Source organism: Streptomyces sp. NPDC110618 (assembly GCF_055657065.1).
Window position 1 is genome coordinate 596,916 of the sequence record NZ_JBVKBN010000001.1, and the last position, 26,699, is coordinate 623,614.

Below are 26,699 nucleotides of genomic sequence, written 5' to 3' on the forward strand. Positions count from 1 at the left end.
TGTGCCTCCCGAGGGTTGGGGGATGGTCAGTGGGCCGCGCGGCGGCTGGTGCGCCACAGCTGGTACAGGTGCTTCACACCCGGCCGCACCAGGCGCGCCGTCATCGTGAGGAACGGCAGCGGGTCGTCGACGGTGAGCCAGGCCAGTTCCGTCCCGCTCGCGTGCTGTGGCGCGTGCGGTGTGGTGTACCGGCTGCGGCGGTAGGCGAGCAGGGCCGGCAGATCGGTGTTCTCCACGACGTAGCGGCGCCCGGTCAGCTGGTCGCCCTTCGGCACGGCGCGGCCGGTCAGGTCCAGGTGCATGGCGCGTACGACGTCCACGGCGCGGTCGTTCTCGAACAGCCGGAACTGGGCGCCCATGCGCGGGTTGAAGTCGAGCAACTTGTACCGGCTGTCGCGCCGGTCGAAGCGCAGGTCCAGATCGACGATGCCGCTGAAGCCGATCTCCTTGACGAAGCGGGTGACGAGATCGGCGAGTTCCGGGTTGTCGACGACGTAGGCGCAGGCCGTCATCCCCGCGTGCGGCGGCCAGGAACGGACCTTCACTCCGGTGAACAGGGCGAGCGGGGTGGCGTGCGCGTCGAAGTAGGCGTGCACGATCCAGTCCTCCGCCTCCTCCCTCGGCAGGTACTCCTGGAGCACCACTCCCGGCCGCTCGCCCCAGTCACGGGCGAGGCCGAGCAGCCCCTCCCGGGTGGTGATCCGCGTTGTCCCGTTCACCGCCGGCCGCCTGCGCCGCACGAACGCCTCGCGGTTCTTGGCCACCACCGGGAAGGACGCCATCTCGGCGAACTCCTCGATCTCCTCGTACGACCGGGGAGAGACCGTCGCCGGGCTGGGGATGCCGTGTTCCAGGCACAGTTCGTGCAGTCCCTGCTTGCTGGCGAGGCGGCCCGGCAGGTCGGGATCGACGCGCGGGAAGAGGAAGCGGTCGCGCAGCGCGTCCTGGTGCTCGGCGATGAGCACCGCGGCCTCCTCATCGGTCGGGACGAGGACCGCCGGGCGGCCGATGTGCCCCCCGATGCGCACCAGCCCCTCGACGAGCCGGGCAGGGTCCTCCGCACCGGTGGTCGGCCAGACGAACGGGCGGCGCAGGTACCGGGAGGCGGCAGCGGGGGTGTGGCGGTCCTCGGTGATCGCGTACATCGGCACACCCAGCCGCCCCAGGGTGCGGATCGCTCCCACACCGCCGTGATGGAGGGGGTAGTCGCCGAACTTCACGACCAGCCCCGGCACTTCGCGGTCGGCCTCGAAGGGTGTGTCGGCAGTGTGTCCGGACATGGCATTCCTACCTCCCGCTGAGCCAGCGCACCTGATAGGCGTCGAGCCCGACCGGCCGGCCGTCGATGCGCACCTGAACGGGCCGGTCCAGGGTGTTGACCACGAGGACCGCCTGGTCGTCGGCGAGCACGCGCACGCTCCCGGCGTCGTCGCCCGTCACGGCGACCGGGCGGAACGTGGTGCCGGGCGGGAACTCCGTGTCGAAGCGGCGGATGAGGTCCATCATCGGCAGCGCGCCGTCGGGGGCGCCGCCGGTGACGTCGGTGCTGTGCCAGAGACAGTCGGCGCACCGTTCGCCCGGTCGCTGCGGATTCCAGTAGAAGGCGGTGGTGGCGCCGCCCTCGGCGATGGCCGTCATGGCGGTGACCTGGACGGCGAAGCGCCGTGCGTCGTGCCGTCGCGCACCGGAACCGTGGTCGTCCGACGGGTCGATGTAGTACTCGGCCCACCACAGCGGCAGCGGGGTGCGCCGCGCGATCCACCGGCCGATCGCGGTGAACTTCTCGGTCGCACGGAACTCGTCCGGCAGCGCCTGCCCGTCACGGGTGTAACTCGCGCCGTCGACGACCACGAAGTCGGCCCCGGCCTTGTGCCGGTTCCAGTAGTCGAAGGCCTCCAGGACACGCCGGTCGACGCTGCCCCACGGTCCCTTGAGGGCGGAGGCGTAGCGGGTGTGCCCGGGCCCGAAGCTGTCCATGTTCAGGTACGGCCCGCCCACCAGGTTCTCCTTGTTCACCTTCTTCAGGGCCCGGTAGACCTGGTTGTAGAACGCGGTGTAGCCCTCGTAGTCCCAGCGTTTCCTCGTGTCGTCGAAGAAGCCCTTGAACTCGTTCCAGACGATGAAGTGCCGTACGTCCGGATAGCGGGCGGCGATCGTCGCGGCGAGGTCGGCGAAGTCGTCGTAGTGGTCGGGGCTCGGGGCCGTCTCCAGGGACTGCCGGGACCAGTCGGTGCGGCCCGGCGTGCCGCCCTTCATCCAGTCCGGTGCGCAGCACAGGGTGATGACGGGCGTTCCGTGGGTCTCCCGGATGAGGTCGATCCGTTCGTCCAGGGTCTCGAAGTCGTAGTGCCCCGGGGACGGTTCGGGGTTGTCGGCGCCCCAGCCCATGATGTGCTGGTTCTGCGGCACCGACTGGGCGGAGAGCGCCTCGCGCGCGGCCCGTACGGCGGACGGGTCCCCGTCCTCGGCGCTGTACTGGGTGTGCGTGACACCCCAGCCGAGCGCGGAAGCGGGCCTGGAGGACTCGGCGCCGCCGCCGGGCAGCGTGACGGCCAGGGTGACGACGAGGGCGACCGCGACCACGGCCGCGACGATCATGCCGATCCGCCACGTCCGGGGCCCGCGGTGCCGACCCCGCTCAGACACGTGTCCGAGCCGCCTTCCGGACGATGCGCCGGGTTCCGCGGAACACCGCGTAGCCCTTGGTCAGGGCCCGGTCCATGACGTAGGTGCGGGCGACGGCCCGTCCCTCCACCAGCCGGGCGAACTCCGCGGTGCCGATGCCCTGCCGCACGGTGATCCTCCGCAGGGCGTAGGGGCCCTGACGGGGGTCGGCCAGGGCGTTGCCCACGGCCAGGGACTGGGCGTACCCGGCGGCTCGCACGGCCCGCCGTACCCGGCGGTCGGAGTAGCCGTACGGGTAGGCGAAGGAGACCGGCCGGACGCCGAGCTGCTCCGCGACCAGCTCCCGGCAGTGCTCCAGCTCGTACCGCAGCCGGTCGTCGTGGAGCTGGTCGAGCTGCGGATGGGTGTGGCTGTGCCCGCCGATCTCGGCGCCCTCGGCGGCGAGTTCGCGCACCTCGTCCCAGTCCAGCATGGTGTCGAGGGCGGCGCCGTCGATCTCGTACGCGCCGCGCAGCCAGCCCGTGGTGACGAAGACGGTGCTGGGGAATCCGTGGCGGTGGAGCACGGGCAGCGCGTGTTCCCGCACGCCCTGGTAGCCGTCGTCGAAGGTGATCAGCACCGGGCGCAGGGGCAGCGGTGCCCCGTCCCGCCAGGCCTGCGCGAGGTGGGCCGTGGACACGGGCGTGAACCCGCGCTCGGCGAGCAGCGACATCTGCTCGGCGAACGCCTCCGGCGAGACGGACAGGGTGCGGATCGCCGCCGCGGGCGCGTGCCCGACCGCGTGGTACATCAGGATGGGGACGGGGCTGGTCACCGCAGGCTCCTTCGCGGCGGTCGGTCGAGCAGACCGAGGTCGGGCAGGTCCCGGACCTCCGTGGAGATCCGCCGGGGCGCCACGACGTCCATCGCGGCCGGGGGAGGTGTCCGCACCACCCACGACGGCGAACCGCCGGTGCGGGCCTGGAAGGTGCCGACGGCGTAGCCCGCCGCGGCGGTCGTCACTCCGGCCACGATCGCTCCCGCGCGCCCCGCCCCGCCGCGGCGCCCCAGCAGGGCGTCACGCAGGCCGCGGGCCACGCCGGCGGGCAGTACCCGGGTGGTGTAGCGGCGCTCGGACTCCAGGCCCTTGCGCGACCCGACGTGGTGGGTGACGCGGGCCTTGGAAAGGCCCTCGGCGTAGGCGCGGCGGCAGAAGTACCCGAACCGTTTGCGGGCCTCGGGCACCTTGTGGTGGATGATCGCGCGGTCGTCGACGAGCAGCACCGCCTCCGGCACGGCCTGGGTCAGCCGGATGCACAGCTCGGTCTCCTCGCAGCCCAGCGGGCGCTTGTCCCCGTCGCGGCCGATGCCGACGGCGAAGCCGCCCGCGGCGTCGAAGGCGCTGCGGCGGAAGGAGGCGTTGCCGCCCAGCACGTTGCGGACCCGTATCCGTCCTTCCGGGTGTCCCTTGTAGGTGCAGCCGACGACCCAGTCGAACTCCGTGGGGAACCAGTCCGGTCGGCGGCCCGACGCCCACGCCGGGAGCGTACGGCCGCCCACGGCCATCACCCGCGGATCGCTGTACGCGGCCACCATGTGCCGCAGCCAGTCCCGGTCCGCCACCGCGTCGTCGTCGAGGAAGGCGATCACCGAGCCCAGGGCCAGGGCGATGCCGGTGTTGCGCCCCGCGGACAGGCCCTGCGGGCCCGCGTTGGGGACCACGCGGACCGCCGGCACGCGGAATCCGGGCCCCGGGTCCTCGTCGTACTCGGCACGGAGCCGGGCGAGCAGCGCGGGGTTGTGGTCGACGACCAGCAGTGTCTCCAGTGCCGGCAAGGACTGTTCCCGTACCGATCGGACCGCGGCGAGGGTGTCCTCCCACCGGTCCTCGGTGTACGCGCAGATCACTACGGAGACATCTGTCCTGGGCACGTTACTTCTCCTTGTCCGGGGCCGGCGCGAACGAGTCCGCGGGCCGAGGGGGCAGCCACTGCGAGCGCCGGACGATCAGGTAGAGGGCGATCACAGAGAGGGACACGAGCCAGGCGAGACCACCTCCGGCCAGGCCCAGTGCGGGCAGGAAGAGCAGGGACAGGCCGAGCACGAGGGCGCACAGGGCCAGTTGCAGGCCGACGACCAGACGCAGGCGCCGTCGCACCCGGGCCACGTCGACGGCGAGGCTCACCAGGAGGTTCGGCAGCGCGGAGAGGGCCAGCAGCCGCAGCAGTGTGGTGCCGTGCTCCGCGTACTCCGGCCCGAAGAAGGCGAGGAAGAAAGGTGCGACGACGATCAGGACGACGACTCCCGCGGACATGAGCAGCGCCGAGTGGCGCAGCACGCGGAACGCGTGGTCGGCCAGCCGCGCCGGGTCGTGCGCCGCCTCCACGATCAGGGAGCTGCCCATGTTCGTCGCCAGCAGGTAGGGGATGTAGCCGACGATCCAGGCGAGTGAGTAGTAGGCGCTCTGGGCCGGGCCCAGCGTGTTCAGCACCAGCAGCGGCACCAGCGTGTAGGAGGCCACCCGGAACAGCGAACCGAGATAGTCCGCGGTCGCGTATCCGAGCATGCGGGGCGGTGCCGGGGTCTCCCGCGGGGCCGCGCTCTCGTGCTGGGGCACCGCGCGGCGCAGCAGGAAGGCATTGGCCACGAGAAGGGCCACGACCAGGGCGCCGGCCCAGGAGATCAGGATGCCCGCGAAGAGGGTCAGCAGGGCGGTGGCCCCGAGCAGCACGATCTTCACCACGGCGAAGATCGCGTTCTCGGTCACCACCCAGCCCGGTCGCCGCACTCCCGTCAGGGCGCCGTCCTGGAGGGCGAAGATCGCGTAGGCGGCGGTGTACGTGACGAAGAAGAAGGCCGTCAGCGGGGAGAGCAGGAAGTCCAGTCGGGGACTGATCGTCGGCACCAGGAAGAGGAAGCCGACGGAGACCAGCACGCTGCAGACGATGCCGGCCAGGTAGCAGGCCAGGATCAGCCTGCGGGTGTGCCGCCCCGCGGACGGGACGAAGCGCACGAGGAAGTCGGCGAGGTTGAGCTGGCCGATGGTGGACAGCAGGGTCGCGGTGGAGACGGTGGCGTAGTTCAGGCCCACCGTGCTGTCGTCGTACCAGCGGGTGGCGAGCACCCAGAACACCGCGCCGAGCACGGCGTTGACCAGGGAACTCACCATCAGGAGGTGGCCGTTGCGGAGGAGGGGCTCGCGCGGCAGGACCGCGGCGATCCTGGCCCGGGTACCCGCGGCGGACAGTGCCGCGCCGGGGGCCGGGGGGCCGTGCTGGCCGGAAGCCTGGGTGGCCATGGAAACTCCAGGACCGAGGGACGTGCCGCGTTTACGACGTATAGATACATAATAAGCGGATGGTGTTAAACGTCAATTGACCGGCAAGTTATCGGTCATGAAGTGCGAAAACGGACGCTGGGCACGATGGTCAGGGCCGAGGTGAGAGTGGCCAGGACGAGCAGCGCGCGGGTGGGGGTGAACACCTCGCCCAGGAAGAGGACCTCGGCGACCAGGGCCGAGACGGCGACGCTGACCGCTCCCGCGAGGACGGCGGATTCGAGGAGATCCGTCCGTCCGGCCCGGCGTGTGAAGGCATCGCGTTTCACCAGCAGTGTCGCGGCCAGCCCCGGGCAGACGCAGAGGAAGACCACCGTGGCCGCCACCCGCAGCGGTGACGCGTCCGGCAGGGCCGTCAGGGCGAGGGTCACCCAGCCCGACAGTCCGACCCCCCACCGCAGCCTGGTCATCCCGGTGCCTCCTCCCGCGGCGGGAGGTACCGGTACACGATCGCGTCCTCGTTGCGGTAGACCGGAGTGAAACCGGGTGCCTCGGCCAGCTCGGCGTTCAGCCGGTCCACGAAGTCGCGGGGCATCGAGCCGTTCAGCCGGACGTCCGCGTTCTGTGCCCGGGTGAGAAGGATGTACGCGGGCTTGTCGCCCGCCCTGCGCAGAAGCGGCTGGAGCCCGGCCAGCGGGTCCTTCGCCAGCAGCCGTCTCGTCGCCAGGCTCTCCTCGGTGATCTCCGCGCGTTCGTGCCGGTCGTAGTGCGTTTCCAGGCCGGGAGCCGCGAAGGTGACGGAGACGATCAGGGAGCCGTCCGGCGTCCGGGTCGTCACATACCGGGTGGCCGCGACCTCCCCGGCGGAGAAGCGGTTCATGGCCTCCTTGCTGTAGTAGCCGAACACCAGCCCGCCGAGCACGGCCAGCAGGACGACGTACACGACCGCCGTCCGGGTACGCGGGCGCCCGGGTGGTGGCACCAGCAGGGTCGCGACCAGGAAGGCGGCGGCGGGCAGCGCGAACATGTAGGCCCGGAAGACCATCTCCCCGCCGTAGGCGTTGACCAGCGCCAGCGGAATGGGGGAGAGCACGAGCAGGGGCATCGGGGTGCGCCGGGTCCAGCGGTGGACGAGGCAAGCGACCGCGGCCAGCAGGAAGATGCCTCCCGACAGGCCCCGGTCGATCCAGGCGACCGCGACCTGTGCCGGGGCGGCCTCGGCGAGCCTGTTCAGACCGGACCAGACGTTGGCCTCGGGGCGGGTGATCGCGCTGACGAAGTCGCTGAGGTGCTCGGACACATACGGTCTCGCCACGGTGGCGTACCAGGCCAGATTGAGGACGAAGGCACCGGCCAGCGCGGGCAGCACCACCGGCCGGTTGCGCCGGGGCAGGCAGAGCAGCAGCAGGGCGCTGATCAGCATCAGGGGCGTCAGCTGGTGGGACGTGACGATCGCGGCCTCGACGACGAGCAGGAGGACGAACCGGCCCGGTGGCCAGCCCGGGGGCGGCGCCTGCGGATCCGGGTGCGCGGACGCGGCCAGTTGCCTCAGGACGAGGGCGATGACGGTCGCGTAGAGAAGGAAGGTGAAGGCCTGAGGTGCGAAGTAGTCCTGTCCGACCCAGGAGCAGGAGTAGTAGATCCAGGCGGCTGCCCAGATCATGCGCCGGTTGGTGGTCACCGACCGGTAGATCAGCAGCAGCGGGCCGAGCATCGCCACGTTGACGAGCACCTGGGCCCACATGGCGTACCCCAGCGGGGACTCCAGCCCGGCGACCCGCATGAGCATCGCGTTGAACTGGAAGAAGCCGGGCCACTGGTTGTAGATGCCGAGGCCCGCGGCGTCCGGTACCTCGCCGTTGTGCCGGATCATCGCGTCGATGACGGCCACGTGCTTCCAGGCCCAGGCGTACCGCAGCTCCGAGTAGAGCAGCGGTGGTGTGGCGTGGATCAGGCCGATCAGGGCGAGTACGTACAGCGCGTAGCAGCCGTGCGGGGTCCGCCGGTCGGTCAGCGCCACGCAGAATCCGAGGGCGAGCAGGGCGAGCGCGACCCAGAAGGTCACCGGCAGCACCTGCAGCAGCCCGAGGTCGTCCATCCGGTCCAGGTGCACATCGCGCAGCGACAGCAGCCACAGGGCCAGCACGGCGGGCAGCACGTACAGGGCCGTGCGGACGCCGGGGCCGGCTCTGCGCGGTGGGAACCGGAGGGGGGCGCGATCCTCGGGGGACGGTGCGGGGCGGGACTTCCACCGGGTACCTGGGCCGGCGCGCGGGGCGGCGGCATCATCCCCGGCGGGGGACTCGCCGAGGCCTTCGGGACGCCGATCGCTCACGGACGGCTCCGGCCGGGCGTGTCCGTCGGGAACAGTGGTGCCCGCCCGGACGGCCTGATGAAGGCACACGCACGCATGACCAGTCCTCCGCGACGAAACGGCGCTGCGGGCGGCGGGTCGAACCTCCGCCCGCAGTCGTGAGGTGTCACAAACGCTGGCATTCCGCGGACACCGGCGGTGGCTTCGACTTCCAGTCCACCATGGCGGGTCCGCCGCAGCCACTCGGCGCGGCGGCGGGGCCCGGGACGCCGGGGCGGCTCAACTCGCCGTGCCCGGCCGGGTTCTCCCGGCGGGAGCCGGGTGGCTCTTCGGCCGCTCCGAGAGCAGCGTGCGCAGGACCCGGCGGCCGTCGGACACCGCGTGCAGGTTGGAGCGGCCGCTGCGGCGGGGCAGTTCCAGGCTCGGGACCTCGGCGATGCGCAGGCCGGAGCGCAGGGCGTGCGCGATCATCTCGGTCTCGATCTCGAACCCGGTGGAGTGCAGGTCGAGGTCGTCCAGGAAGCTGCGGCGGAAGGCGCAGTACCCGTAGCAGAGGTCGGTGAGCTTGGCGTCGTAGAGGCGGTTCACCATCGCCAGCAGCGCCTGGTTGCCCCAGCGCCGGATGCGGGTGATGTCGAGCGATCCGCCGCCCGCGATGAACCGCGAGCCCTTGACGAAGTCGTAGCCGTTGTCCAGGAAGTGCAGGAAGTGCGGGATCTCCTCGGGCAGCATGCTGCCGTCCGCGTCGATCATCACGATGTAGTCGCCGTCCGCGGCGAGGAAGCCGGTCCGCAGCGCGTTGCCCTTGCCCGGGCCCTTCTGGCGGACGTGCCGGACGGTCGGCAGGCACTCCCTTGCCATGTGCACCGTGGCGTCGCTGGAGTCGCCGTCGACCAGGATGACCTCGTCGACGCAGTCCGGGATCTGTTCGAAGACCCAGGGGATGTTGCGCGCCTCGTTGCGGGCGGGCACGACCAGGCTGACGGTGGCGCGGGGCGGAGGGCGGTCCTCCGCGCGGCGTAGGGGGTGGGCGGGCCGGTCCGTCCATCGGCGGGCGGCGGGCGGCGGGGCGGCGCCGTTGCGGGAGGGCGGGGAGAGGGAACTGGGGTCGGTGAGATGCGAAGCGTTCATGGTGCTGGACTCTCCGGGAATCGATCCGTCGGGTATCCCCATGAGCGGTGAGTGCCCGGACACCTGCCGTCGCCGCACACCGGGGGGTTGCCGGCTCCGGCAGTGTCAACGCCATATGTTTACGACGTATATGTACATGTTTGCCCCAGATTGTCCGCCCGGTCAAGCCATGGCTCAGGTCCTCACCAGCAGCTGGAAGTCGAAGGCGTAGCGCGAGGCGCGGTAGATGTGGCTGCCGTACTCGACCGCGCGGCCCGTGTCGTCGTACGCGGTGCGCTGCATGGTGAGCACGGCGGCGCCCTCCTTCTCGTCCAGCCTTGCCGCCTCCTCCGCGGTCGCGCTGCGGGCGCCGACCGTCTGCCTGGCGCTGTGCAGCGTGACCCCGGCCGCGCGCATCATCCGGTACAGGCCGGTCGTCTCCAGGCGGGCGGTGTCGAGGTCGAGCAGGCCGGCGGGCAGGTAGTTGCACAGCAGCGCCACCGGCTGGCCGTGGGTGGCGCGCAGCCGCTCCAGGACGATCACGTCGGCGCCCTCCGCCAGGCCCAGGGCGGCGGCGACGTCCGCCGACGCCGGGACGGTCTCGTTGCGGACGACCCTGGTGGTGGGGCCCTGCCCGGCCGCCTCCAGGTCGTCGTAGAGGCTGCTCAGCTCCAGTGAGCGCTTGACCTGGCTGTGCACCACCTGGGTGCCCACCCCGCGGCGGCGCACCAGCAGCCCCTTGTCGACCAGGGACTGGATGGCCTGACGGACGGTGGGCCGGGACAGGCCGAGCCGGGTGGACAGGTCGATCTCGTTGCCGAGCAGGTTTCCGGGGGCGAGCGCGCCGTGCTCGATCGCCGCCTCCAGCTGCTGGGCGAGCTGGTAGTAGAGCGGTACCGGACTGCTCCGGTCGAGAGCGAAGTGCAGGGTGTCGAGCGGGGAGCCGACCCGTTCCCGGGCGCGGTCTCGGGTTTTCGCCATGGGACGTACCTGCCTTTCGGGCGGCGGTCAGAGGTGGCGGCGGCGGGCGGCGGCCTGCCGGTCGTACTCCCGGCGGGCCTCGACCGCGGCCGGGCGGGACGCGGTCTCGGCGACCGGCACGTCCCACCAGGCCTCGGCCGGGGGAGCGGTGGGCGCGGGGTCGGTCTCGACGTACACGCAGGTGGGTCGGGTGGAGTCACGGGCGGTGGCGAGGGCTTCGCGCAGTTCGCCGACGGTCTTGGCGCGCAGCACCTCCATGCCGAGGCTGCCCGCGTTCGCGGCCAGGTCGACCGGGAGAGGGGTGCCGCTGAAGGTACCGTCCGCGGCCCGGTGGCGGTAGGCGGTGCCGAACCGCTCGCCGCCCACCGACTCGGACAGGCCGCCGATGGAGGCGTAGCCGTGGTTCTGCACCAGGACCAGGTTGACCGGCAGGCCCTCCTGGACCGCGGTGACGATCTCGGTCGGCATCATCAAGTACGTGCCGTCCCCGACCAGCGCCCACACCGGGGTGCCCGGAGCGGCCTGCTGGACGCCGATCGCGGCGGGGATCTCGTAGCCCATGCACGAGTAGCCGTACTCCAGGTGGTACTGGCGGGGGCTGCGCGCCCGCCACAGTTTGTGCAGGTCACCGGGGAGCGAACCGGCCGCGTTGATGACGACGTCCTCGTCCCCGACGACCGCGTCCAGCGCCCCGAGCAGCTGGGTCTGGGTCGGTACGGCGCTGTCGTCGGCGCGGTAGGCCTCCTCGACGACCCGTTCCCAGCGCTCCTTGCCCGCGCGGTACTCCTCCTCGTACGCCCGCGCCACCCGGTGCCCGGCCAGCTCGGCGGTCAGCCGCTCCAGGCCGGTGCGCGCGTCGCAGACCAGGGTCCGCGCGGCCAGCTTGTGGGCGTCGAAGGCGGTGATGTTGAGGTTGAGGAACCGGACCCCGGGGCGCTGGAAGAGGGTGTTCGAGGCGGTGGTGAAGTCGGTGTACCGGGTGCCGACGCCGATCACCAGGTCGGCGGCGCGCGCCAGGTCGTCGGCGACCGCCGTGCCGGTGTGGCCGATGCCGCCCAGGTCGGCGGGGTGGTCGTGGCGCAGCGAGCCCTTTCCGGCCTGCGTGGAGGCGACCGGGATGCCGGTGGTCTCCACCAGGGCGCGCAGTGCCTCCTCGGCCTCGCTGTGGTGCACTCCGCCGCCCGCCACGATCAGCGGGCGGGCGGCGGAGCGGATCGCGCGGACGGCCTCGGCGAGCTCGACGGGGTCGGGCGCCGGCCGTCGTACGCGCCAGACGCGCTCGGCGAGGAACTCCTCCGGCCAGTCGAAGGCCTCCGCCTGCACGTCCTGGGGCAGGGCGAGGGTGACGGCGCCGGTCTCGGCGGGGTCGGTGAGCACCCGCATCGCGGCCAGGGCGGAGGGGATCAGGGCCTCGGGGCGGGTGATGCGGTCGAAGTGGCGCGACACGGGGCGCAGGGTGTCGTTCACCGAGACGTCGGCCTCGGCGGGGTGCTCCAGCTGCTGCAGGAGGGGGTCGGCGGGGCGGGTGGCGAAGGTGTCGCCGGGCAGCAGCAGGACGGGGAGGCGGTTGACGGTGGCGAGGGCGGCGCCGGTGACCAGGTTGGTGGCGCCGGGACCGATGGAGGTGGTCACGGCCTGGGCGGACAGCCGGTTCAGGTGGCGCGCGTGGGCGACCGCGGCGTGCACCATCGCCTGCTCGTTGCGACCCTGGTGGAAGGGCATCGCCGACTCGCCTGCCTCCAGCAGCGCCTGTCCGACCCCGGCGACGTTGCCGTGGCCGAAGATGCCCCAGGTGCCGGCGATCAGCCGGTGCCGGACACTGTCGCGCTCGGAGTACTGGACGGAAAGGAACCGCACCAGGGCCTGTGCCACGGTGAGACGGACGGTCGTACGGCTCAACTCAAGCTCCGTTCAAGGTCCCCGCCCGGCAGGGATACGCCGAACGGCAGCGGGTAGATCGATTCCGCCGTCTCCCAGGTGTAGGCCCCTTGCCTCAGCCCTGTCAATAGTTTGTACTTACATTCGGACCTGCTTGTGAAATGATGTCTTAACAAAGTATTGACAGCGGGCTCCGCAAGGGATTGGATCCGGGACCAACGCACCAGGCGTTTCTTTCCCGTCGTTCCCCCGTCGCACAGTGAGGTGCAGGAAAGATGGACCGCTCTTCGCACTCCCGCTCCCGCAGAATCGCGCCCTTCGTGGCCCTGGCCACCGCGGCCGCACTAGCCCTCGCCGGCTGCTCCAGTGACTCCGGAGGCAAGAAGGCCGAGGAAAGCGCTGAAGGGGCCGCCGCGGGCAAGGCGGACACCCCGCGGATGACGGTCGCCCTCGTCACCCACCAGTCGCCGGGCGACACCTTCTGGGACATCGTCCGCAAGGGAGCCGAGGCCGCCGCCGCCAAGGACAACGTCAAGCTCATCTACACGGCCGACCCCAGCGCGGGCACCCAGGCCACCCTCGTGCAGAACGCGATCGACCAGAAGGTCGACGGCATCGCCGTCACCCTCGCCAAGCCCGACGCCCTCAAGGACGTCATCGCCAAGGCCAACAAGGCGGGCATCCCCGTGGTCGGCCTGAACTCCGGCGTCAGCGAGTGGCAGAAGCTCGGCCTGATGGAGTTCTTCGGCCAGGACGAGACCGTCGCCGGTGAGGCGCTCGGCAAGCGGCTCAACGACGCGGGCGCCAAGAAGGCCGTCTGTGTCATCCAGGAGCAGGGCAACATCGGCCTCACCCAGCGCTGTGACGGTGTCGCCAAGACCTTCTCCGGCACCGTCGAGACGCTCAATGTCAACGGCACCGACATGCCCTCGGTGAAGTCGACGATCACCGCCAAGCTGGCCGAGGACAAGGCCATCGACTACGTCGTCACGCTCGGCGCCCCGTTCGCGCTGACCGCGACGCAGTCGGTGTCGGAGTCCGGCAGCAAGGCGAAGGTCGCCACCTTCGACCTCAACAAGGACCTGACCGGCGCCATCAGCAAGGGCACCATCGAGTTCGCCGTCGACCAGCAGCCCTACCTCCAGGGCTACCTGGCCATCGACTCGCTGTGGCTCTACAAGAACAACGGCAACTACATGGGCGGCGGTGAGCAGCCGGTGCTGACCGGACCTGCCTTCGTCGACAAGTCCAACGTCGACGCCGTCGCCGGGTTCGCCTCGAAGGGCACTCGGTGATGAGCATGACCCAGCATGCCGATCCGGCGGTGACCACACCGCCGGCCCCCGGCTCCAAGGAGACCGACGGGCGGACCGCCCAGCGCCCCCTGGCGCTCCGGCTGCTCGCCCGCCCCGAGGTCGGCGTCTTCCTGGGCGCGGTCGCGGTGTTGGTCTTCTTCCTGATCACCGCACCGCCGGTGCGCGACGGCGGAGCGATGGCCAACATCCTCTACCAGTCGTCCACCATCGGGATCATGGCGCTGCCCGTGGCCCTGCTGATGATCGGCGGCGAGTTCGACCTGTCCGCCGGTGTCGCCGTGATCACCTCGGCGCTCACCGCCAGCATGATCAGCTACCAGCTCACCATGAACGTCTGGGTCGGCGTCATCGTGGCCCTCGCCGTCTCCCTCGGCATCGGCTTCTTCAACGGCTGGATGCTGGTCAAGACCGGCCTGCCCAGCTTCCTGGTCACCCTCGGCACCTTCCTGATCCTCCAGGGCGCCAACCTGGCGATCACCAAGTGGGTGACCGGCAACGTCGCCACCGACGACATCAGCGACATGGACGGCTTCTCGCAGGCCAAGAACGTCTTCGCCTCCTCCTTCGAGGTCGGCGGCGTCCAGGTGAAGATCACCATCGTCTGGTGGCTGGTCTTCGCGGCCATCGCCACCTGGGTGCTGCTGCGCACCAAGTACGGCAACTGGATCTTCGCGGTGGGCGGCAACAAGGAGTCCGCCCGGGCCGTCGGTGTGCCGGTGACCTTCACCAAGATCTCGCTGTTCATGCTGGTCGGCTTCGGCGCCTGGTTCGTCGGCATGCACAACCTGTTCTCCTTCAACACCGTGCAGTCCGGCGAGGGCGTCGGCCAGGAGCTCATCTACATCGCCGCGGCCGTCATCGGCGGCTGTCTGCTGACCGGCGGCTACGGCTCCGCGGTCGGCACCGTCTTCGGCGCGTTCATGTTCGGCATGGTCCAGCAGGGCATCGTCTACGCCGGCTGGAACCCGGACTGGTTCAAGGCCTTCCTCGGCGTGATGCTCATCGGCGCCACGCTCATCAATCTGTGGGTCCGCCAGACGGCGACCCGGAGGTGACCGCAATGACCACCCCTCACGGAGCCGTCCTCAAGGACACGGAGCCCGAGCAGGACCGGCCCATCGTCGAACTGCGCGGCGCGGGCAAGTCCTACGGCAACATCCGCGCCCTGCACGGCGTCAGCCTCGCCGTCCACCCCGGCAAGGTGACCTGCGTCCTCGGCGACAACGGCGCCGGCAAGTCCACCCTCATCAAGATCATCTCGGGGCTGCACCAGCACACCGAGGGCGAGTTCCTCGTCGACGGCGAGCCGGTGCGCTTCACCACCCCGCGCGAGGCCCTGGACCGCGGCATCGCCACCGTCTACCAGGACCTGGCGACCGTCCCGCTGATGCCGGTGTGGCGCAACTTCTTCCTCGGCTCCGAGATGACCAAGGGCCCCTGGCCCTTCCGGCGCCTCGACATCGCCGCCATGAAGAAGACCGCGGACCACGAACTGCGGGAGATGGGCATCGTCCTGGACGATCTGGAACAGCCCATCGGCACCCTCTCCGGCGGCCAGCGCCAGTGCGTCGCCATCGCCCGCGCCGTCTACTTCGGCGCCCGCGTCCTCATCCTGGACGAGCCCACCGCCGCCCTCGGCGTCAAGCAGTCCGGCGTGGTCCTGAAGTACATCGCCGCCGCCCGCGACCGCGGCCTCGGCGTCATCTTCATCACCCACAACCCGCACCACGCCTACATGGTCGGCGACCACTTCAGCGTGCTGCGCCTGGGCACCCTGGAACTGTCCGCCTCGCGCGACCAGGTCAGCCTGGAAGAACTCACCAACCACATGGCCGGCGGCGCCGAACTCGCCGCCCTCAAGCACGAGCTGTCACAGGTCCGGGGCGTCGACGTCGACGAACTCCCCGAGGAGGACGACCTCACCGCACCCGTGGCCGGCACCGAAGGGAAGGCGTGAACATGGCGGCACTGGACCGCATCCGGGTCGGCTCCGCCCCGGACTCCTGGGGCGTGTGGTTCCCCGACGACCCCCAGCAGGTGCCCTGGGAACGCTTCCTGGACGAGGTCTCCGAGGCCGGCTACGAGTGGATCGAGCTCGGCCCGTACGGCTACCTCCCCACCGACCCCGCCCGGCTCACCGACGAGATCGGCCGCCGGAACCTGAAGGTGTCCGCCGGAACCGTCTTCACCGGACTGCACCGCGGACCCTCCGTATGGGAGTCCACCTGGGAGCACGTCAGCCAGGTCGCCTCGCTCACCCAGGCGATGGGCGCCAGGCACCTCGTGGTCATCCCCTCCTTCTGGCGCGACGACAAGACCGCCGAGATCCTGGAGCCCCCGGAGCTGACCGCCGAGCAGTGGGCCCACCTCACCAAGGGCATGGAACGCCTCGGCCACGAGGTCAAGGAGACCTACGGCCTCGACATCGTGGTCCACCCGCACGCCGACACCCACATCGACACCGAGGCCCACGTCGAGCGCTTCCTCGACTCCACCGACTCCGACCTGGTCAACCTGTGCCTGGACACCGGGCACTACGCCTACTGCGGCGGCGACAGCGTCAAGCTGATCGAGACCTACGGCGAGCGCATCGGCTACCTGCACCTCAAGCAGGTCGACCCGGACATCCTCGCGGACGTCGTGAAGAACGAGATCCCCTTCGGACCGGCCGTCCAGCGCGGCGTGATGTGCGAACCGCCCGCCGGAGTACCGGAACTGGAGCCGGTCCTGGCCGCCGCACAGGGACTCGGGGTGGAACTGTTCGCCATCGTCGAGCAGGACATGTACCCCTGCGAACCGGACAAGCCACTGCCGATCGCGGTGCGCACCCGTAAGTTCCTGAGGTCCTGCGGCGCCTGAGAGGACATCATGACCACACCCCTGGGCATCGCCGTCATCGGCACCGGACGCATGGGCGCCGACCACGTCCGCCGGATCCAGGAGGTGATCAGCGGGGCACGGGTCACGGCCGTGGCCGACGTCGACGAGGCGCGGGCCAAGGCCGTGGCCGCGCGCGTCGACGGCTGCGCCGTGCACACCGACCCCGTCGCGGCGATGGCGTCGGCCGGGGTCGACGCCGTCCTCGTCGCCTCCCCGGGCCCCGCCCACGAGGAGGCGATCACCGCCGCCCTCGCCCGCGACCTGCCGGTGCTGTGCGAGAAACCCCTCACCCCCGACGCCGCCTCCGCGCTGCGCCTGGTCGAGGCCGAACAGGCCCACGGCAGGCGCCGCGTCCAGGTCGGCTTCATGCGCCGCTACGACCCCGAGTACACGAGTCTGAAGGCGCTGCTGGAGACCGGGCAGCTGGGCCGGCCGCTGATGCTGCACCAGCGGCACCGCAATGTCGCGAGCGCCTCCTTCTTCACCTCCGAGATGCTGATCAGCGACTCCGTCGCCCACGAGGTCGACGCCACCCGCTGGCTCACCGGCGACGAGATCACCGCCGTCACCGTGCTGCGGCCCACCCCGTCCGCGAACGCCCCCGAGGGCCTCGCGGACCCGCAGTTCGTGGTCATGGAGACCGCCTCGGGAGCCCTCGCGGACGTGGAGATCTTCGTCAACTGCGGCTTCGGCTACCAGGTACAGGCCGAGACGGTCTGCGAACGCGGCACCGCCCGCATCGGCGACGGCCACGCCCTGGTCACCGCCATGGCCGGACGCTGGGGCGGCAGCATCGCCCAGGACTGGACGGAGCGCTTCGCCACCGCCTACGACCGGGAGGTCCAGGCCTGGGTCGACGCCACCCGGCGCGGCGAGGTGACCGGGCCGAGCATGTGGGACGGATACGCGGCCGCCGCGGTCTGCGACGCCGGGGTGCGGTCGCTGCACGAGGGCGGGCGGGTGGAGGTGGAACTCGCCGAGCGGCCGGACTTCTACCGCTGAGCCGTGCGCGGGGCACTCGACAGGCCGTTGTCAGTGCCCCGCGTTAGCGTGCACAGCAGTGACCGTTCCCCCACTCGGGAGGCTTTGATGGCTTCGCGACTCAACCCCTACCTCACCTTCACCGGCGACGCCCGCCAGGCCATGGAGTTCTACCAGCAGGTCTTCGGCGGCGAGCTGAACCTGAACTCCTACGGCGACTTCGGCCAGGCGGACACCCCCATGGCCGACAAGATCATGCACGGCATGCTGGAGACCCCCAGCGGCTTCACCCTGATGGGTGCCGACAACCCGGAGGGCGAACAGCCCGGCGAGCACCGGTACGCCATCAGCCTCAGCGGCGACGACGAGTCCGAACTGCGGGGCTACTGGGAGAAGCTCTCCGACGGCGGCCAGGTGTCGGTGCCGCTGGAGAAGCAGATGTGGGGCGATGTCTTCGGTATGTGCACGGACCGGTTCGGCGTTCCCTGGATGGTCAACATCAGCGAACGCTCGGGCTGACAGCGACGCGGGGGCGGGAACTGACCCCGGCCGCGCGCCGACCCGTTCACGCCTTCCGGACCTCTTCGATGCGCACCGGGCGGTGCTCGTGCATCGACAGGGTGCACGCCTCCGCGATCCAGCCCGCCTCCAGGGCGTCCTCGACCGTGCACGGGGAGGGCCGGGTGCCCGCCACGACCTCGGTGAACGCGGTCAGTTCGGCGCGGTAGGCCTCGGTGAAGCGGTCCATGAAGAAGTCGTGCGGGGTGCCCGCCGGGAAGGTCACCCCGGGCTCCACCGAGCGCAGCGGCAGCTTGTCCTCCAGGCCCACGGCGATGGAGTCGGTGAAGCCGTGCAGCTCCATCCGCACGTCGTAACCGCAGGCGTTGTGGCGGGAGTTGGACACCACCGCGAGGGTGCCGTCGTCGAGGGTGAGGATCGCGCCGGTGGTGTCGGCGTCTCCCGCGTCCTTGATGTACTCGGCGCCCCGGTTGCCGCCGACGGCGTACACCTCGGTCACCTCGCGGCCGGTCACCCAGCGGATGATGTCGAAGTCGTGCACCGAGCAGTCCCGGAAGATGCCTCCGGAGGCGGCGATGTACCCGGCGGGCGGCGGCGCCGGGTCCAGGGTGGTGGAGCGGACGGTGTGCAGCTTGCCCAGCTCACCCGCCTGTACCGCGTTGCGGGCGGCGACGAACCCGGCGTCGAAGCGGCGGTTGTAGCCGATCTGGATCGGCACGCCCTTGTCCCGCACGGCCTTGAGGACCTGGACGCCCTCGGACATGGTCCGGGCGACGGGCTTCTCGCAGAAGACGGGGATGCCGGCCTCGACCCCGGCGAGGATCAGCGCGGGGTGGGCGTCGGTCGCCGCGGCGACCACGATGCCGTCCACCCCGGCGGCCAGCAGGGCCTCGGGCGAGTCCACGACCTCGCCGCCGAACCGCTCGGCGGCGGACTTCGCCGCGTCCGCGAACGGGTCGGTGAGCACGAGGGAGTCGACGGCGTCGAGTCCGGAGAGGGTCTCGGCGTGGAAGGCGCCGATGCGGCCGAGGCCGAGGATTCCGATACGCATGAGGGTGCAGCTCCTAGGGCGGTGAGGGTCAGTCGAGGGCACCGAGGACGTTCTGGTCCCAGTCGATCACCGAACCGGTGACCACGCCGGACCGGTCGGACAGCAGGAGGACGACGAAGTCGGCGATCTCGTCCGGCTGGCCGAGCTTGCCCATCGGCAGCCGGGCGGCGGCGCGCTCGCGCCAGTCGTCCCCGGCGCCGTGGAAGGCGCGCTGGGTGGCGTCCTCGCCCTCGGTCGCCGTCCAGCCGATGTTCAGGCCGTTGATCCGGATCCGGTCGTAGCGGTGGGCGTGGGCGGCGTTGCGGGTCACCCCGGCGAGCCCGGCCTTCGCGGCGACGTACGGGGCCAGGAAGGGCTGTCCGCCGTGCGCCGAGGAGGTGATGACGTTGACGATCGTGCCGGGCGCCTCCCGGGCCACCATGTCCGCGACCGCCGCCTGCATGGCGAAGAAGGGCGCCTTGAGGTTGATCGCGATGTGCTGGTCGAACAGCTCGGGCGTGGTGTCCAGCAGGGTGCCCCGGGAGGTCAGGCCCGCCGCGTTCACCAAGCAGTCCACCCGCCCGTACGCGGCCACGACCTGCCGTACGGCGTCCTTGGCCTGCTCGGCGTCGGCGAGGTCGGCGCGGACGAACAGGGCCTTGCCCCCGGTCGTGGTCAGCTCCGCGACCAGCGCCTCGCCGGGCTCGGTACGCCGTCCGGTGACGGCCACGGTCGCCCCCTCGCGCACGGCGGCGCGGGCGACGGCGGCACCGACTCCTTGGGTGCCGCCGTTGACGAGGACGACCTTGTCGTCGAGAAGTCCCATGGTGTGCGGTTCCTTTCAGCTCGCGCGGCGCGCGGCGTGGGCCCTCAGCTCCGCACGGAGGGCCTCGGGGGTCCATGACGCGCGCAGGGCGCGGCGTACGACGTCCGCCTGGGAGGGCGGGGCGAGTCCGTCGACGGGCGGGTCGCTGTCGAGGTTGGTGGGGAAGGGGTAGCCCTCGGCGCTCGCGGCGAGCACGTTGCCGACGCCGGGCGCGTCCCCGCGTTCCAGCAGCACGGGGTAGACGGCGTTCACGACCGCCTCCCGGTCCACGGTCTCCATGGCCCGCCCGAACGCGGAGGACACCTGGAGCAGGTTCGCCATGCGCCGGATGCCGGTGGAGCGGTTGGTGCCGGCGGCGTGGAACAGCGCCGGGTTGAAGAAGACGGCGTCGCCCTTGGCCAGCGGCAGCTGGATGTGGTGCGCGTCGAAGTACTCCTGGAACTCCGGGCGCCGCCAGGCCAGATACCCCGGCTCGTACCGCTGCGAGTACGGCAGGTACATCGTCGGCCCGGCCTCCACCGGCATGTCGCCGTGGGCGACGGCGCCCTGGAGGGTGAGCACGGGGGAGAGGCGGTGCACATGCGCCGGGTAGGCGGCAGCGGCCTCGTCGGACAGGAAGCCGAGGTGGTAGTCGCGGTGCGCGGTCTGCGCGGCGCCGCCCGGGTTGACCACGTTGACCTGCGAGGTGACCTGGTAGCCGGGGCCGAGCCAGGCCCGGGAGACGAGCGCGAGGACGTCGTTGGCGTAGTAGTCGGCGAATGCCTCCGGGTCCCGCAGGGCCGCCTTCTCCAGGGCGTTCCAGATCCGGTCGTTGGCCCCGGGCCGCGCGAAGTGGTCACCCGCCTGGGCCCCCGAGGCGCGCTGCTCGGCGATCAGCGCCTCGAACACCTCGGTGAGCCGGTCCACGGCGGCCTCCGGGAACGCGGCCCGGAACACCACGACGCCGGGCCCGTCGGTGAGTACGTGCACCAGCTCGTCCCGCAGCTTCTCGCCGCCCGCGGTTCCCTCGTAGACCGGAACGCCCTGCTCGACGGAGGCGGCGCACGGGAAATCGGCCGGGTCACTGGTCCGCTCCACGAGCCGGCGGAACTCGTCCAGGTCGCAGTCCTCGGCGGACAGCCAGGGAGTGAAGGACATCGTCGTCCTCTCGGTGACAGGGACAGGGCAGTGCTGTCATTCTTGTCAGGATAAAGACGTCGAACAACCAGCAGGCAGCCATCAAAAACCCTTCAAGGAGCGCCGCTGTGGGCCACCCGTTCCCCATCCGCGAGATCGCACGTCAGGCGGGCCTGAGCGAGGCCACCGTGGACCGGGTGCTCAACGGCAGGGGAGGGGTGCGGGAGAGCACCGAGCGGGAGGTCAGACAGGCCATCGCCGACCTGGACCGGCAGCGCACCCAGGTCCGGCTGGTGGGCCGCACCTTCATGATCGACATAGTGATGCAGGCCCCCGAGCGGTTCTCCACCGCCGTACGCACCGCCCTGGAGGCCGAACTGCCCTCCCTGCACCCGGCGGTGGTGCGTTCCCGCTTCCACTTCCGGGAGACCGGGCCGGTCGAGGAACTGACCCGCACCCTGGACCGCATCGCCCGGCGCGGCACCCAGGGCGTGATCCTCAAGGCCCCGGACGTCCCCGAGATCACCGCCGCCGTCGGCAGGCTCACGGCGGCCGGGATCCCGGTGGTCACCCTGGTGACCGACCTGCCCGCCACCCCGCGCCTGGCCTACGTCGGCATCGACAACCGGGCCGCCGGGGCGACCGCCGCGTATCTCATGGGGCAGTGGCTCGGCGACCGGCCCGGCAATGTGCTCACCAGCCTGTCCAGCGGGTTCTTCCGCAACGAGGAGGAGCGCGAGATGGGCTTCCGCAGCGCCATGCGCGCCCGCCACCCGCACCGCACGCTGGTCGAGATCGCCGAGGGCCAGGGTCTGGACGCCACCCAGTACGACCTGGTCCGCGCCGCCCTGGACCGCGACCCGGAGATCCGCGCCGTCTACTCGATCGGCGGCGGCAACATCGCCACCCTGCGCGCCTTCGAGGACGCGGGCCGGGAGTGCGCCGTGTACATCGCCCACGACCTCGACCACGACAACACCCGCCTGCTGCACGACCACCAGCTGTCCGCGGTGCTCCACCACGACCTGCGCCAGGACCTGCGCGAGGCCTGCCGCATCGTGATGCGGCAGCACGGCGCCCTGCCGCCCGCGGGACCCACGCTGCCGTCCGCGATCCAGGTGGTGACGCCGTACAACATGCCGCACGGTCCGGCGTCCGGGACGACGCCCGTGTGACGCCGTGTCACGAACGGCGTGAGCGGTGGTCGCTGCCTAACGTCGTCGGCATGAGCGAACGCAGCGTCACGCCCACGACCGCACATGCCACGGAGGGCGGCCCGGAGCGGCTGGTGGCCCTGTCCGACGGCGTCTTCGCCATCGCCCTCACCCTGCTCGTCCTGGACCTCTCCATCCGACCGGGGCTGAGCGACGAGCAGTACCACGACGCCCTGCGCGAGCTCCTGCCCAACCTGGGCGCCTACGCGATCAGTCTGATCGTGCTGGCCGGGTTCTGGCGCGAGAACCGCATGCTGTTCCACGGCGTGCGGCAGGTCGACGCCCAGGTGATCACCCTGACCCTGCTGGGTCTCGGACTCGCGGCGCTGGTGCCGTTCCCGACCGTCCTCGTCGCGGAGTACGGCCACGAGAGCATTTCCGTCGTCATCTATTCGGCGGTGGTCGCCGCGCTGGGCGCCGTTCACCTCGCCCTGCTGCTCGTGATCGCCCGGCGCCCGTGGCTGAGCGGCGACGAGAAGCCACTGCGCGATGTGACGGTCTCCGCGCTGGAGATGGGCAGCACGGTGGTGGTGTTCATCGTGACGATCCCGCTGGCCCTGGCCCTCGGGCCCGCCGCCATGTGGTGGTGGCTGGTGCTGATCCCGGTCAAGGTGTGGCTTGGGCGGCGGTCGACGGCGGGCTGACGGCGTGCAGGGTGCGGCGCGGACGGTGGCCGGGGTCGGCCGCCCGACCCGTCACCCGCCGGTCACATCGGCCCAGCCGCCCTCCGCCGCCGAGCGGGTCATCGCGTCCAGCACCGCCGCGCTGTGCACCGCGTCGGCGAGCGTGGCGCCGTACGGGACGCCGTCGGCGACGGAGCGCAGGAAGCGGTAGGCCTCGACGACCTTCAGGTCGTCGTAGCCCATGGCGTTGGCCGCGCCCGGCTGGAACGCGCCGAACTCACCGTCGCCCGGACCGACGTACACCGTGCTCACCGGCTGGTCCTGGTACGACGAACCGCGGCTCACCCCGAGTTCGTTCATCCGGCGGAAGTCCCAGAACACCGCCCCCTTGGTGCCGTGCACCTCGAAGCCGTAGTTGTTCTGCTCGCCCACCGAGACCCGGCACGCCTCCAGCACACCGCGGGCGCCCGAGGCGAAGCGGAGCAGGCAGTTGACGTAGTCCTCGTTCTCCACCGGCCCGAGTTCGCCGCCGGCGGCGCGGGTGTGACCGGCCGTGGCGCCCACGGGCCGGGCCCGTTCGGGCACGAAGACGGCCGTGTCGGCGGCGACGGAGGTGATGTCGCCGAGCAGGTACCGGGCGAGGTCCGCGCCGTGCGAGGCCAGGTCGCCGAGCACCCCGCTGCCGCCGCGCTCCCGCTCGTACCGCCAGGTCAGCGCGCCCTCGGGGTGGGCGGCATAGTCACTGAACAGCCGGAAGCGGACGTGGGTGACGGTGCCGATGTCACCCGAGGCGATCAGATCGCGGGCGGCCTCCACGGCGGGCGCGTTGCGGTAGTTGAAGCCGACGGCGCCCTGGACGCCCGCCTTGGCCACCGCGTCGGCGACCGCCCCGGCGTCCTCGGCGGTCAGGCCGACCGGCTTCTCGATCCAGATGTGCTTGCCGGCCTCCGCCATGGCGACACCGATCTCGCGGTGCAGGAAGTTCGGGGCGGTGACGCTGACCGCCTTCACCCGCGGGTCGGCGGCCACCTCGCGCCAGTCGCGGGTCGCCGAGGCGAACCCGAACTGCGCGGCGGCCTCCTCCGCCCGGCCCGGCACCTCCTCCGCGACGGCCACCAGCTCCGGGCGCACCGCGAGCTGCGGATAGTGGTGGCGGACGCGGGCGTACGCCTGGGTGTGCACCCGCCCCATCCAGCCGAACCCGACGACGGCGACTCCGAGCGCATCCACCATGACAGCCCCTCTTTGGACCGGTCCAGAACTTGCGGAACCACCCTGGGCGCCCTTACGTCCTGGTGTCAACCCTTTGACAAGCGTGGCGTGGACATGGAACGGTCCATCCCATGAGAGCGCCGACCATCCGCGACGTGGCCGAACGGGCCGGTGTCTCCAAGTCCCTGGTCTCCCTGGTGCTGCGCGGCTCCGACCAGGTACGGCCGGAGAAGCGGGAGGCCGTACTGCGGGCCGTACGCGAACTCGGCTACCGCCCGAACACCGCCGCCCGCAGCCTCAGCGAACGCCGCACCCGCACCGTCGGCGTCCTCCTGAACGACCTGCGCAACCCGTGGTTCGTGGACCTGCTCGACGGGCTGAACTCCCTGCTGCACGACAACGGCCTGCACATGCTGCTCGCCGACGCCCGCCTGAACCGCCGCACCGGCCAGGACCCGGCCGACCCCTTCCTCGACCTGCGCGTCGACGGCCTGGTCGTGGTCGGCACCCTGCCCGACCCGGCCGCGCTCGGTCCGGTCGCCGCCCGGATGCCGGTCGTGGTCGCGGGCGCCCGCGAGGCGGTGCCGCCGCACGTCGACGTCGTGGCGGGGGACGACGAACAGGGCGCCCGGCTGGCCACCGAGCACCTGATCGGCCTCGGCCACCGCCGCATCGCGCACATCGCGGGCTACGGCGCGGTCGGCGAACTGCGCCGCCGCAGCTTCGAGGAGACCATGCGGGCGCACGGGCTCGCCGACTCCGCCCGGGTGGAACCCAGCGACATGACCGAGGAGGGCGGTTACCGCACCATGGTCCGGCTCCTCGCCGGCCCCTCCCGGCCGACGGCCGTCTTCGCCGTCAACGACATCACCGGGGTCGGCGCGCTGTCGGCGGCCGAGGAACTGGGTCTGGCGGCACCGCGCGACCTGTCCGTCGTCGGCTACGACAACACCAGCATCTCCCGGCTCCGGCACGTCTGGCTGACCACCGTGGACGGCAGCGGGCACGACGTGGGGCGGCGGGCGGCACGGTGTCTGCTGGACCGCTTCGAGCACCGGGAGGCGCCTGGGCGGGTGCATCTGGCGGGGCCGGTGCTGGAGGTGCGGGGGAGTACGGGAGCGCCGGGCACGGTGTGATCGGGCGGGGTGCGGCCGACCGGCAGGGCGGCCGCGGCACCTGCACGAAGTGCTGCGCCACGGCGGGTTCGTCCGCAACCCGTCACAGGTTGATCGCGTACACCTTCCGCAGCGTCTCGTGCACCGTCCACGTCGTGCGGTCGCCCGCGCGGAGCACCGCCATGTCGCCGGGACCCACCTTCAGCGTGTCGCCACCCTCGACCTCGATCGTGGCCGAGCCGCTGAGGACCACGAACAGTTCGTCCGCCTCCGTGTCGGTGACCACGCCCGGCGTGATCTGCCAGATGCCCCGGATCTGACGCCCGTCCGGGGACTCCCAGATCACCTTGCCGGTCACCTCGGGGGTGCCGGAGACGATCTGGGCCGGGTCGAGCGGGTCGGGTTCGAGTTCGGCGTCGGGGACGTGGACCGCGAAACTGGGAGGCAGGGCATGGCTCATGGCGTGACCCTAACCAGCGTGGGCCGGTCCCGGGCGCCGACAGAGTGTGCGGGATCGGACCAGGTGGGGGGACACTTCGTCGGGGACCCGCCCTTCGGGGCGGGCGGACCCGACCTGTTGAAGGAGTGGCCATGACGGACGACGACACCCTCTCCTTCCTCCACGACTCCCCGCCCGTGCGGACCGTGCTGCGCCCCGGCGCCGCCCTGACGGCGCCCGCCGAGGAGGCAGGGCGGCTGGGGCTGCGGCGGCTGCTGGTGCTGTGCGGAGCACGCGGCGCCGAGGCCGTACGTCCCCTCGCGGAGGCACTCGGGCCGCTCTGTGCCGGGGTGCACGCCGAGGCCCGTATGCATGTGCCGACGGAGGTGGCCGACCGGGCCGTGGAGGCGGCGCGCGCGGCGGGCGCCGACGGATGCCTCGCGGTCGGCGGCGGCTCCTCCATCGGCCTCGGCAAGGCCGTCGCGCTGCGCACCGGACTGCCGCTGATCGCCGTACCGACCACCTACTCCGGCTCCGAGATGACGTCGATCTGGGGCCTGACGGAACACGGTGTGAAACGCACCGGCCGCGACCCGGCCGTACGTCCGAGGAGCGTCGTCTACGACCCTCGGCTGACCCTCTCGCTCCCCGTGCCGCTCTCCGTGACCAGCGGCGTCAACGCCCTCGCGCACGCGGTCGAGGCCCTGTACGCCCGGGACGCATCGCCCCTGACCAGGCTGACCGCCGAGGAGGGCGTCCGCGTGATGGCCGAGGCGCTGCCCGCGGTGGCCGCCGACCCCGGGTCGTTGCCCGCCAGAAGCCGTGCGCTGTACGGGGCCTGGCTGTGCGGGACCAGTCTGGGCGCCGCCACCATGGGCCTGCACCACAAGCTCTGCCATGTCCTCGGCGGCTCCTTCGATCTGCCGCACGCCGAGACGCACACGCTCGTCCTGCCCCATGTCCTCGCCCACAACGCACCGGCCGCCCCCGAGGCCGCCGCTGCCGTCGCCCGCGCCCTGCGCACCGACGACGCCCCGCGCGCCCTGTGGGAGCTGCCCCGGGGGCTCGGCGCCCCGCACTCGCTGGCCGAACTCGGGCTGAAGGAAACGGACTTGGCGTGGGCGGCGGCCCAGGTCACGGGTGAGGCGTTCGAGAATCCGCGGACCGTGACGGTGGACGGGGTGCTCGGCATCCTGCGCGCGGCGTACGAGGGCGTGGCACCGACGCCGTAGCCCGCGCGCCCGACGGAGTAGTCGCCGCCGCC

Annotated in this window: 25 protein-coding genes; 10 read left to right on the forward strand and 15 right to left on the reverse strand. The window is 71.6% G+C overall.

The window, feature by feature from the left end; genetic code table 11:
* Positions 1 to 26: 26 nt before the first annotated feature.
* The 10 genes from ACZ7L7_RS02630 to iolD all read right to left on the reverse strand — a co-directional run bounded on the left by ACZ7L7_RS02630 (position 27) and on the right by iolD (position 12,185).
* Positions 27 to 1,280: a carboxylate--amine ligase gene (locus ACZ7L7_RS02630; protein WP_472074473.1), complete on the reverse strand. Its 1,254-nt coding sequence runs from the start codon at positions 1,278 to 1,280 to the stop codon at positions 27 to 29.
* 7 nt (positions 1,281 to 1,287) lie between these two features.
* Positions 1,288 to 2,598, reverse strand: coding sequence for a GH39 family glycosyl hydrolase (locus tag ACZ7L7_RS02635; RefSeq protein ID WP_472074475.1), 1,311 nt, complete (start codon positions 2,596 to 2,598; stop codon positions 1,288 to 1,290).
* 40 nt (positions 2,599 to 2,638) lie between these two features.
* Positions 2,639 to 3,415, reverse strand: coding sequence for a polysaccharide deacetylase family protein (locus tag ACZ7L7_RS02640; protein WP_285515199.1), 777 nt, complete (start codon positions 3,413 to 3,415; stop codon positions 2,639 to 2,641).
* 20 nt (positions 3,416 to 3,435) lie between these two features.
* Positions 3,436 to 4,536 carry a glycosyltransferase family 2 protein gene (locus ACZ7L7_RS02645; RefSeq protein WP_285515120.1) on the reverse strand — a complete coding sequence of 367 codons (1,101 nt, stop codon included), beginning with the start codon at positions 4,534 to 4,536 and terminating at the stop codon, positions 3,436 to 3,438.
* Between the two features lies 1 nt (position 4,537).
* The gene (locus tag ACZ7L7_RS02650; RefSeq protein WP_472074477.1) at positions 4,538 to 5,902 is read right to left on the reverse strand and encodes a lipopolysaccharide biosynthesis protein; all 1,365 of its coding nucleotides are present in this window, start codon (positions 5,900 to 5,902) and stop codon (positions 4,538 to 4,540) included.
* Positions 5,903 to 5,997: 95 nt separating this feature from the next.
* Positions 5,998 to 6,351, reverse strand: coding sequence for a hypothetical protein (locus ACZ7L7_RS02655; protein WP_472074479.1), 354 nt, complete (start codon positions 6,349 to 6,351; stop codon positions 5,998 to 6,000).
* On the reverse strand, positions 6,348 to 8,039 hold the full coding sequence (locus ACZ7L7_RS02660; RefSeq protein WP_472074481.1) for a glycosyltransferase: 1,692 nt from the start codon (positions 8,037 to 8,039) through the stop codon (positions 6,348 to 6,350). Before ACZ7L7_RS02660 ends, ACZ7L7_RS02655 begins: the two co-directional genes overlap by 4 nt.
* A 435-nt stretch (positions 8,040 to 8,474) precedes the next feature.
* A complete protein-coding gene (locus ACZ7L7_RS02665) occupies positions 8,475 to 9,326 on the reverse strand; it encodes a glycosyltransferase family 2 protein (RefSeq protein ID WP_285515124.1) in 852 nt (283 codons plus the stop codon).
* A gap of 174 nt (positions 9,327 to 9,500) precedes the next feature.
* Positions 9,501 to 10,286: a GntR family transcriptional regulator gene (locus tag ACZ7L7_RS02670; protein ID WP_093717923.1), complete on the reverse strand. Its 786-nt coding sequence runs from the start codon at positions 10,284 to 10,286 to the stop codon at positions 9,501 to 9,503.
* Between the two features lie 27 nt (positions 10,287 to 10,313).
* Positions 10,314 to 12,185 carry a 3D-(3,5/4)-trihydroxycyclohexane-1,2-dione acylhydrolase (decyclizing) gene (gene iolD, locus ACZ7L7_RS02675; protein ID WP_472074483.1) on the reverse strand — a complete coding sequence of 624 codons (1,872 nt, stop codon included), beginning with the start codon at positions 12,183 to 12,185 and terminating at the stop codon, positions 10,314 to 10,316.
* A 254-nt stretch (positions 12,186 to 12,439) separates the two neighbouring features.
* Here iolD and ACZ7L7_RS02680 point away from each other — a divergent pair, with 254 nt between their 5' ends.
* The 6 genes from ACZ7L7_RS02680 to ACZ7L7_RS02705 all read left to right on the forward strand — a co-directional run bounded on the left by ACZ7L7_RS02680 (position 12,440) and on the right by ACZ7L7_RS02705 (position 17,860).
* Positions 12,440 to 13,459, forward strand: a complete 1,020-nt coding sequence (locus tag ACZ7L7_RS02680) for a sugar ABC transporter substrate-binding protein (RefSeq protein WP_285515127.1) — start codon at positions 12,440 to 12,442, stop codon at positions 13,457 to 13,459.
* Positions 13,459 to 14,535 carry an ABC transporter permease gene (locus ACZ7L7_RS02685; RefSeq protein WP_285515128.1) on the forward strand — a complete coding sequence of 359 codons (1,077 nt, stop codon included), beginning with the start codon at positions 13,459 to 13,461 and terminating at the stop codon, positions 14,533 to 14,535. The genes ACZ7L7_RS02680 and ACZ7L7_RS02685 overlap by 1 nt, the downstream gene beginning before the upstream one ends.
* A 5-nt stretch (positions 14,536 to 14,540) precedes the next feature.
* Positions 14,541 to 15,437, forward strand: coding sequence for an ATP-binding cassette domain-containing protein (locus tag ACZ7L7_RS02690; protein WP_285515129.1), 897 nt, complete (start codon positions 14,541 to 14,543; stop codon positions 15,435 to 15,437).
* Between the two features lie 2 nt (positions 15,438 to 15,439).
* The gene (locus ACZ7L7_RS02695) at positions 15,440 to 16,339 is read left to right on the forward strand and encodes a sugar phosphate isomerase/epimerase family protein (RefSeq protein WP_250750465.1); all 900 of its coding nucleotides are present in this window, start codon (positions 15,440 to 15,442) and stop codon (positions 16,337 to 16,339) included.
* 9 nt (positions 16,340 to 16,348) lie between these two features.
* A complete protein-coding gene (locus ACZ7L7_RS02700; protein ID WP_472074486.1) occupies positions 16,349 to 17,362 on the forward strand; it encodes a Gfo/Idh/MocA family protein in 1,014 nt (337 codons plus the stop codon).
* 87 nt (positions 17,363 to 17,449) lie between these two features.
* Complete coding sequence (locus tag ACZ7L7_RS02705; protein ID WP_285515132.1) at positions 17,450 to 17,860, forward strand: VOC family protein; 411 nt, start codon at positions 17,450 to 17,452, stop codon at positions 17,858 to 17,860.
* 46 nt (positions 17,861 to 17,906) lie between these two features.
* On the opposite strand, the gene ACZ7L7_RS02710 is transcribed toward ACZ7L7_RS02705, so the two are convergent.
* The 3 genes from ACZ7L7_RS02710 to ACZ7L7_RS02720 are packed head-to-tail and all read right to left on the reverse strand — an operon-like array spanning position 17,907 to position 20,853.
* A complete protein-coding gene (locus ACZ7L7_RS02710; protein ID WP_472074488.1) occupies positions 17,907 to 18,911 on the reverse strand; it encodes a Gfo/Idh/MocA family protein in 1,005 nt (334 codons plus the stop codon).
* 28 nt (positions 18,912 to 18,939) lie between these two features.
* Positions 18,940 to 19,716: an SDR family oxidoreductase gene (locus tag ACZ7L7_RS02715; RefSeq protein ID WP_472074490.1), complete on the reverse strand. Its 777-nt coding sequence runs from the start codon at positions 19,714 to 19,716 to the stop codon at positions 18,940 to 18,942.
* 15 nt (positions 19,717 to 19,731) lie between these two features.
* Positions 19,732 to 20,853 carry a phytanoyl-CoA dioxygenase family protein gene (locus ACZ7L7_RS02720; RefSeq protein WP_453608685.1) on the reverse strand — a complete coding sequence of 374 codons (1,122 nt, stop codon included), beginning with the start codon at positions 20,851 to 20,853 and terminating at the stop codon, positions 19,732 to 19,734.
* A 107-nt stretch (positions 20,854 to 20,960) separates the two neighbouring features.
* On the opposite strand from ACZ7L7_RS02720, the gene ACZ7L7_RS02725 reads away from it, so the two are divergent.
* Positions 20,961 to 22,007, forward strand: coding sequence for a LacI family DNA-binding transcriptional regulator (locus ACZ7L7_RS02725; RefSeq protein WP_472074492.1), 1,047 nt, complete (start codon positions 20,961 to 20,963; stop codon positions 22,005 to 22,007).
* A 113-nt stretch (positions 22,008 to 22,120) separates the two neighbouring features.
* Positions 22,121 to 22,690: a TMEM175 family protein gene (locus tag ACZ7L7_RS02730; RefSeq protein ID WP_285515200.1), complete on the forward strand. Its 570-nt coding sequence runs from the start codon at positions 22,121 to 22,123 to the stop codon at positions 22,688 to 22,690.
* Positions 22,691 to 22,741: 51 nt separating this feature from the next.
* Here ACZ7L7_RS02730 and ACZ7L7_RS02735 read toward each other — a convergent pair whose 3' ends face one another.
* Positions 22,742 to 23,902, reverse strand: coding sequence for a Gfo/Idh/MocA family protein (locus ACZ7L7_RS02735; protein ID WP_285515137.1), 1,161 nt, complete (start codon positions 23,900 to 23,902; stop codon positions 22,742 to 22,744).
* 110 nt (positions 23,903 to 24,012) lie between these two features.
* Here ACZ7L7_RS02735 and ACZ7L7_RS02740 point away from each other — a divergent pair, with 110 nt between their 5' ends.
* Complete coding sequence (locus tag ACZ7L7_RS02740; protein WP_285515138.1) at positions 24,013 to 25,017, forward strand: LacI family DNA-binding transcriptional regulator; 1,005 nt, start codon at positions 24,013 to 24,015, stop codon at positions 25,015 to 25,017.
* Positions 25,018 to 25,099: 82 nt separating this feature from the next.
* On the opposite strand, the gene ACZ7L7_RS02745 is transcribed toward ACZ7L7_RS02740, so the two are convergent.
* On the reverse strand, positions 25,100 to 25,456 hold the full coding sequence (locus ACZ7L7_RS02745; protein WP_285515139.1) for a cupin domain-containing protein: 357 nt from the start codon (positions 25,454 to 25,456) through the stop codon (positions 25,100 to 25,102).
* A 131-nt stretch (positions 25,457 to 25,587) separates the two neighbouring features.
* Between ACZ7L7_RS02745 and ACZ7L7_RS02750 the strand changes: the two genes are divergently transcribed.
* Complete coding sequence (locus tag ACZ7L7_RS02750) at positions 25,588 to 26,667, forward strand: maleylacetate reductase (protein WP_285515140.1); 1,080 nt, start codon at positions 25,588 to 25,590, stop codon at positions 26,665 to 26,667.
* Positions 26,668 to 26,699 lie beyond the last annotated feature (32 nt).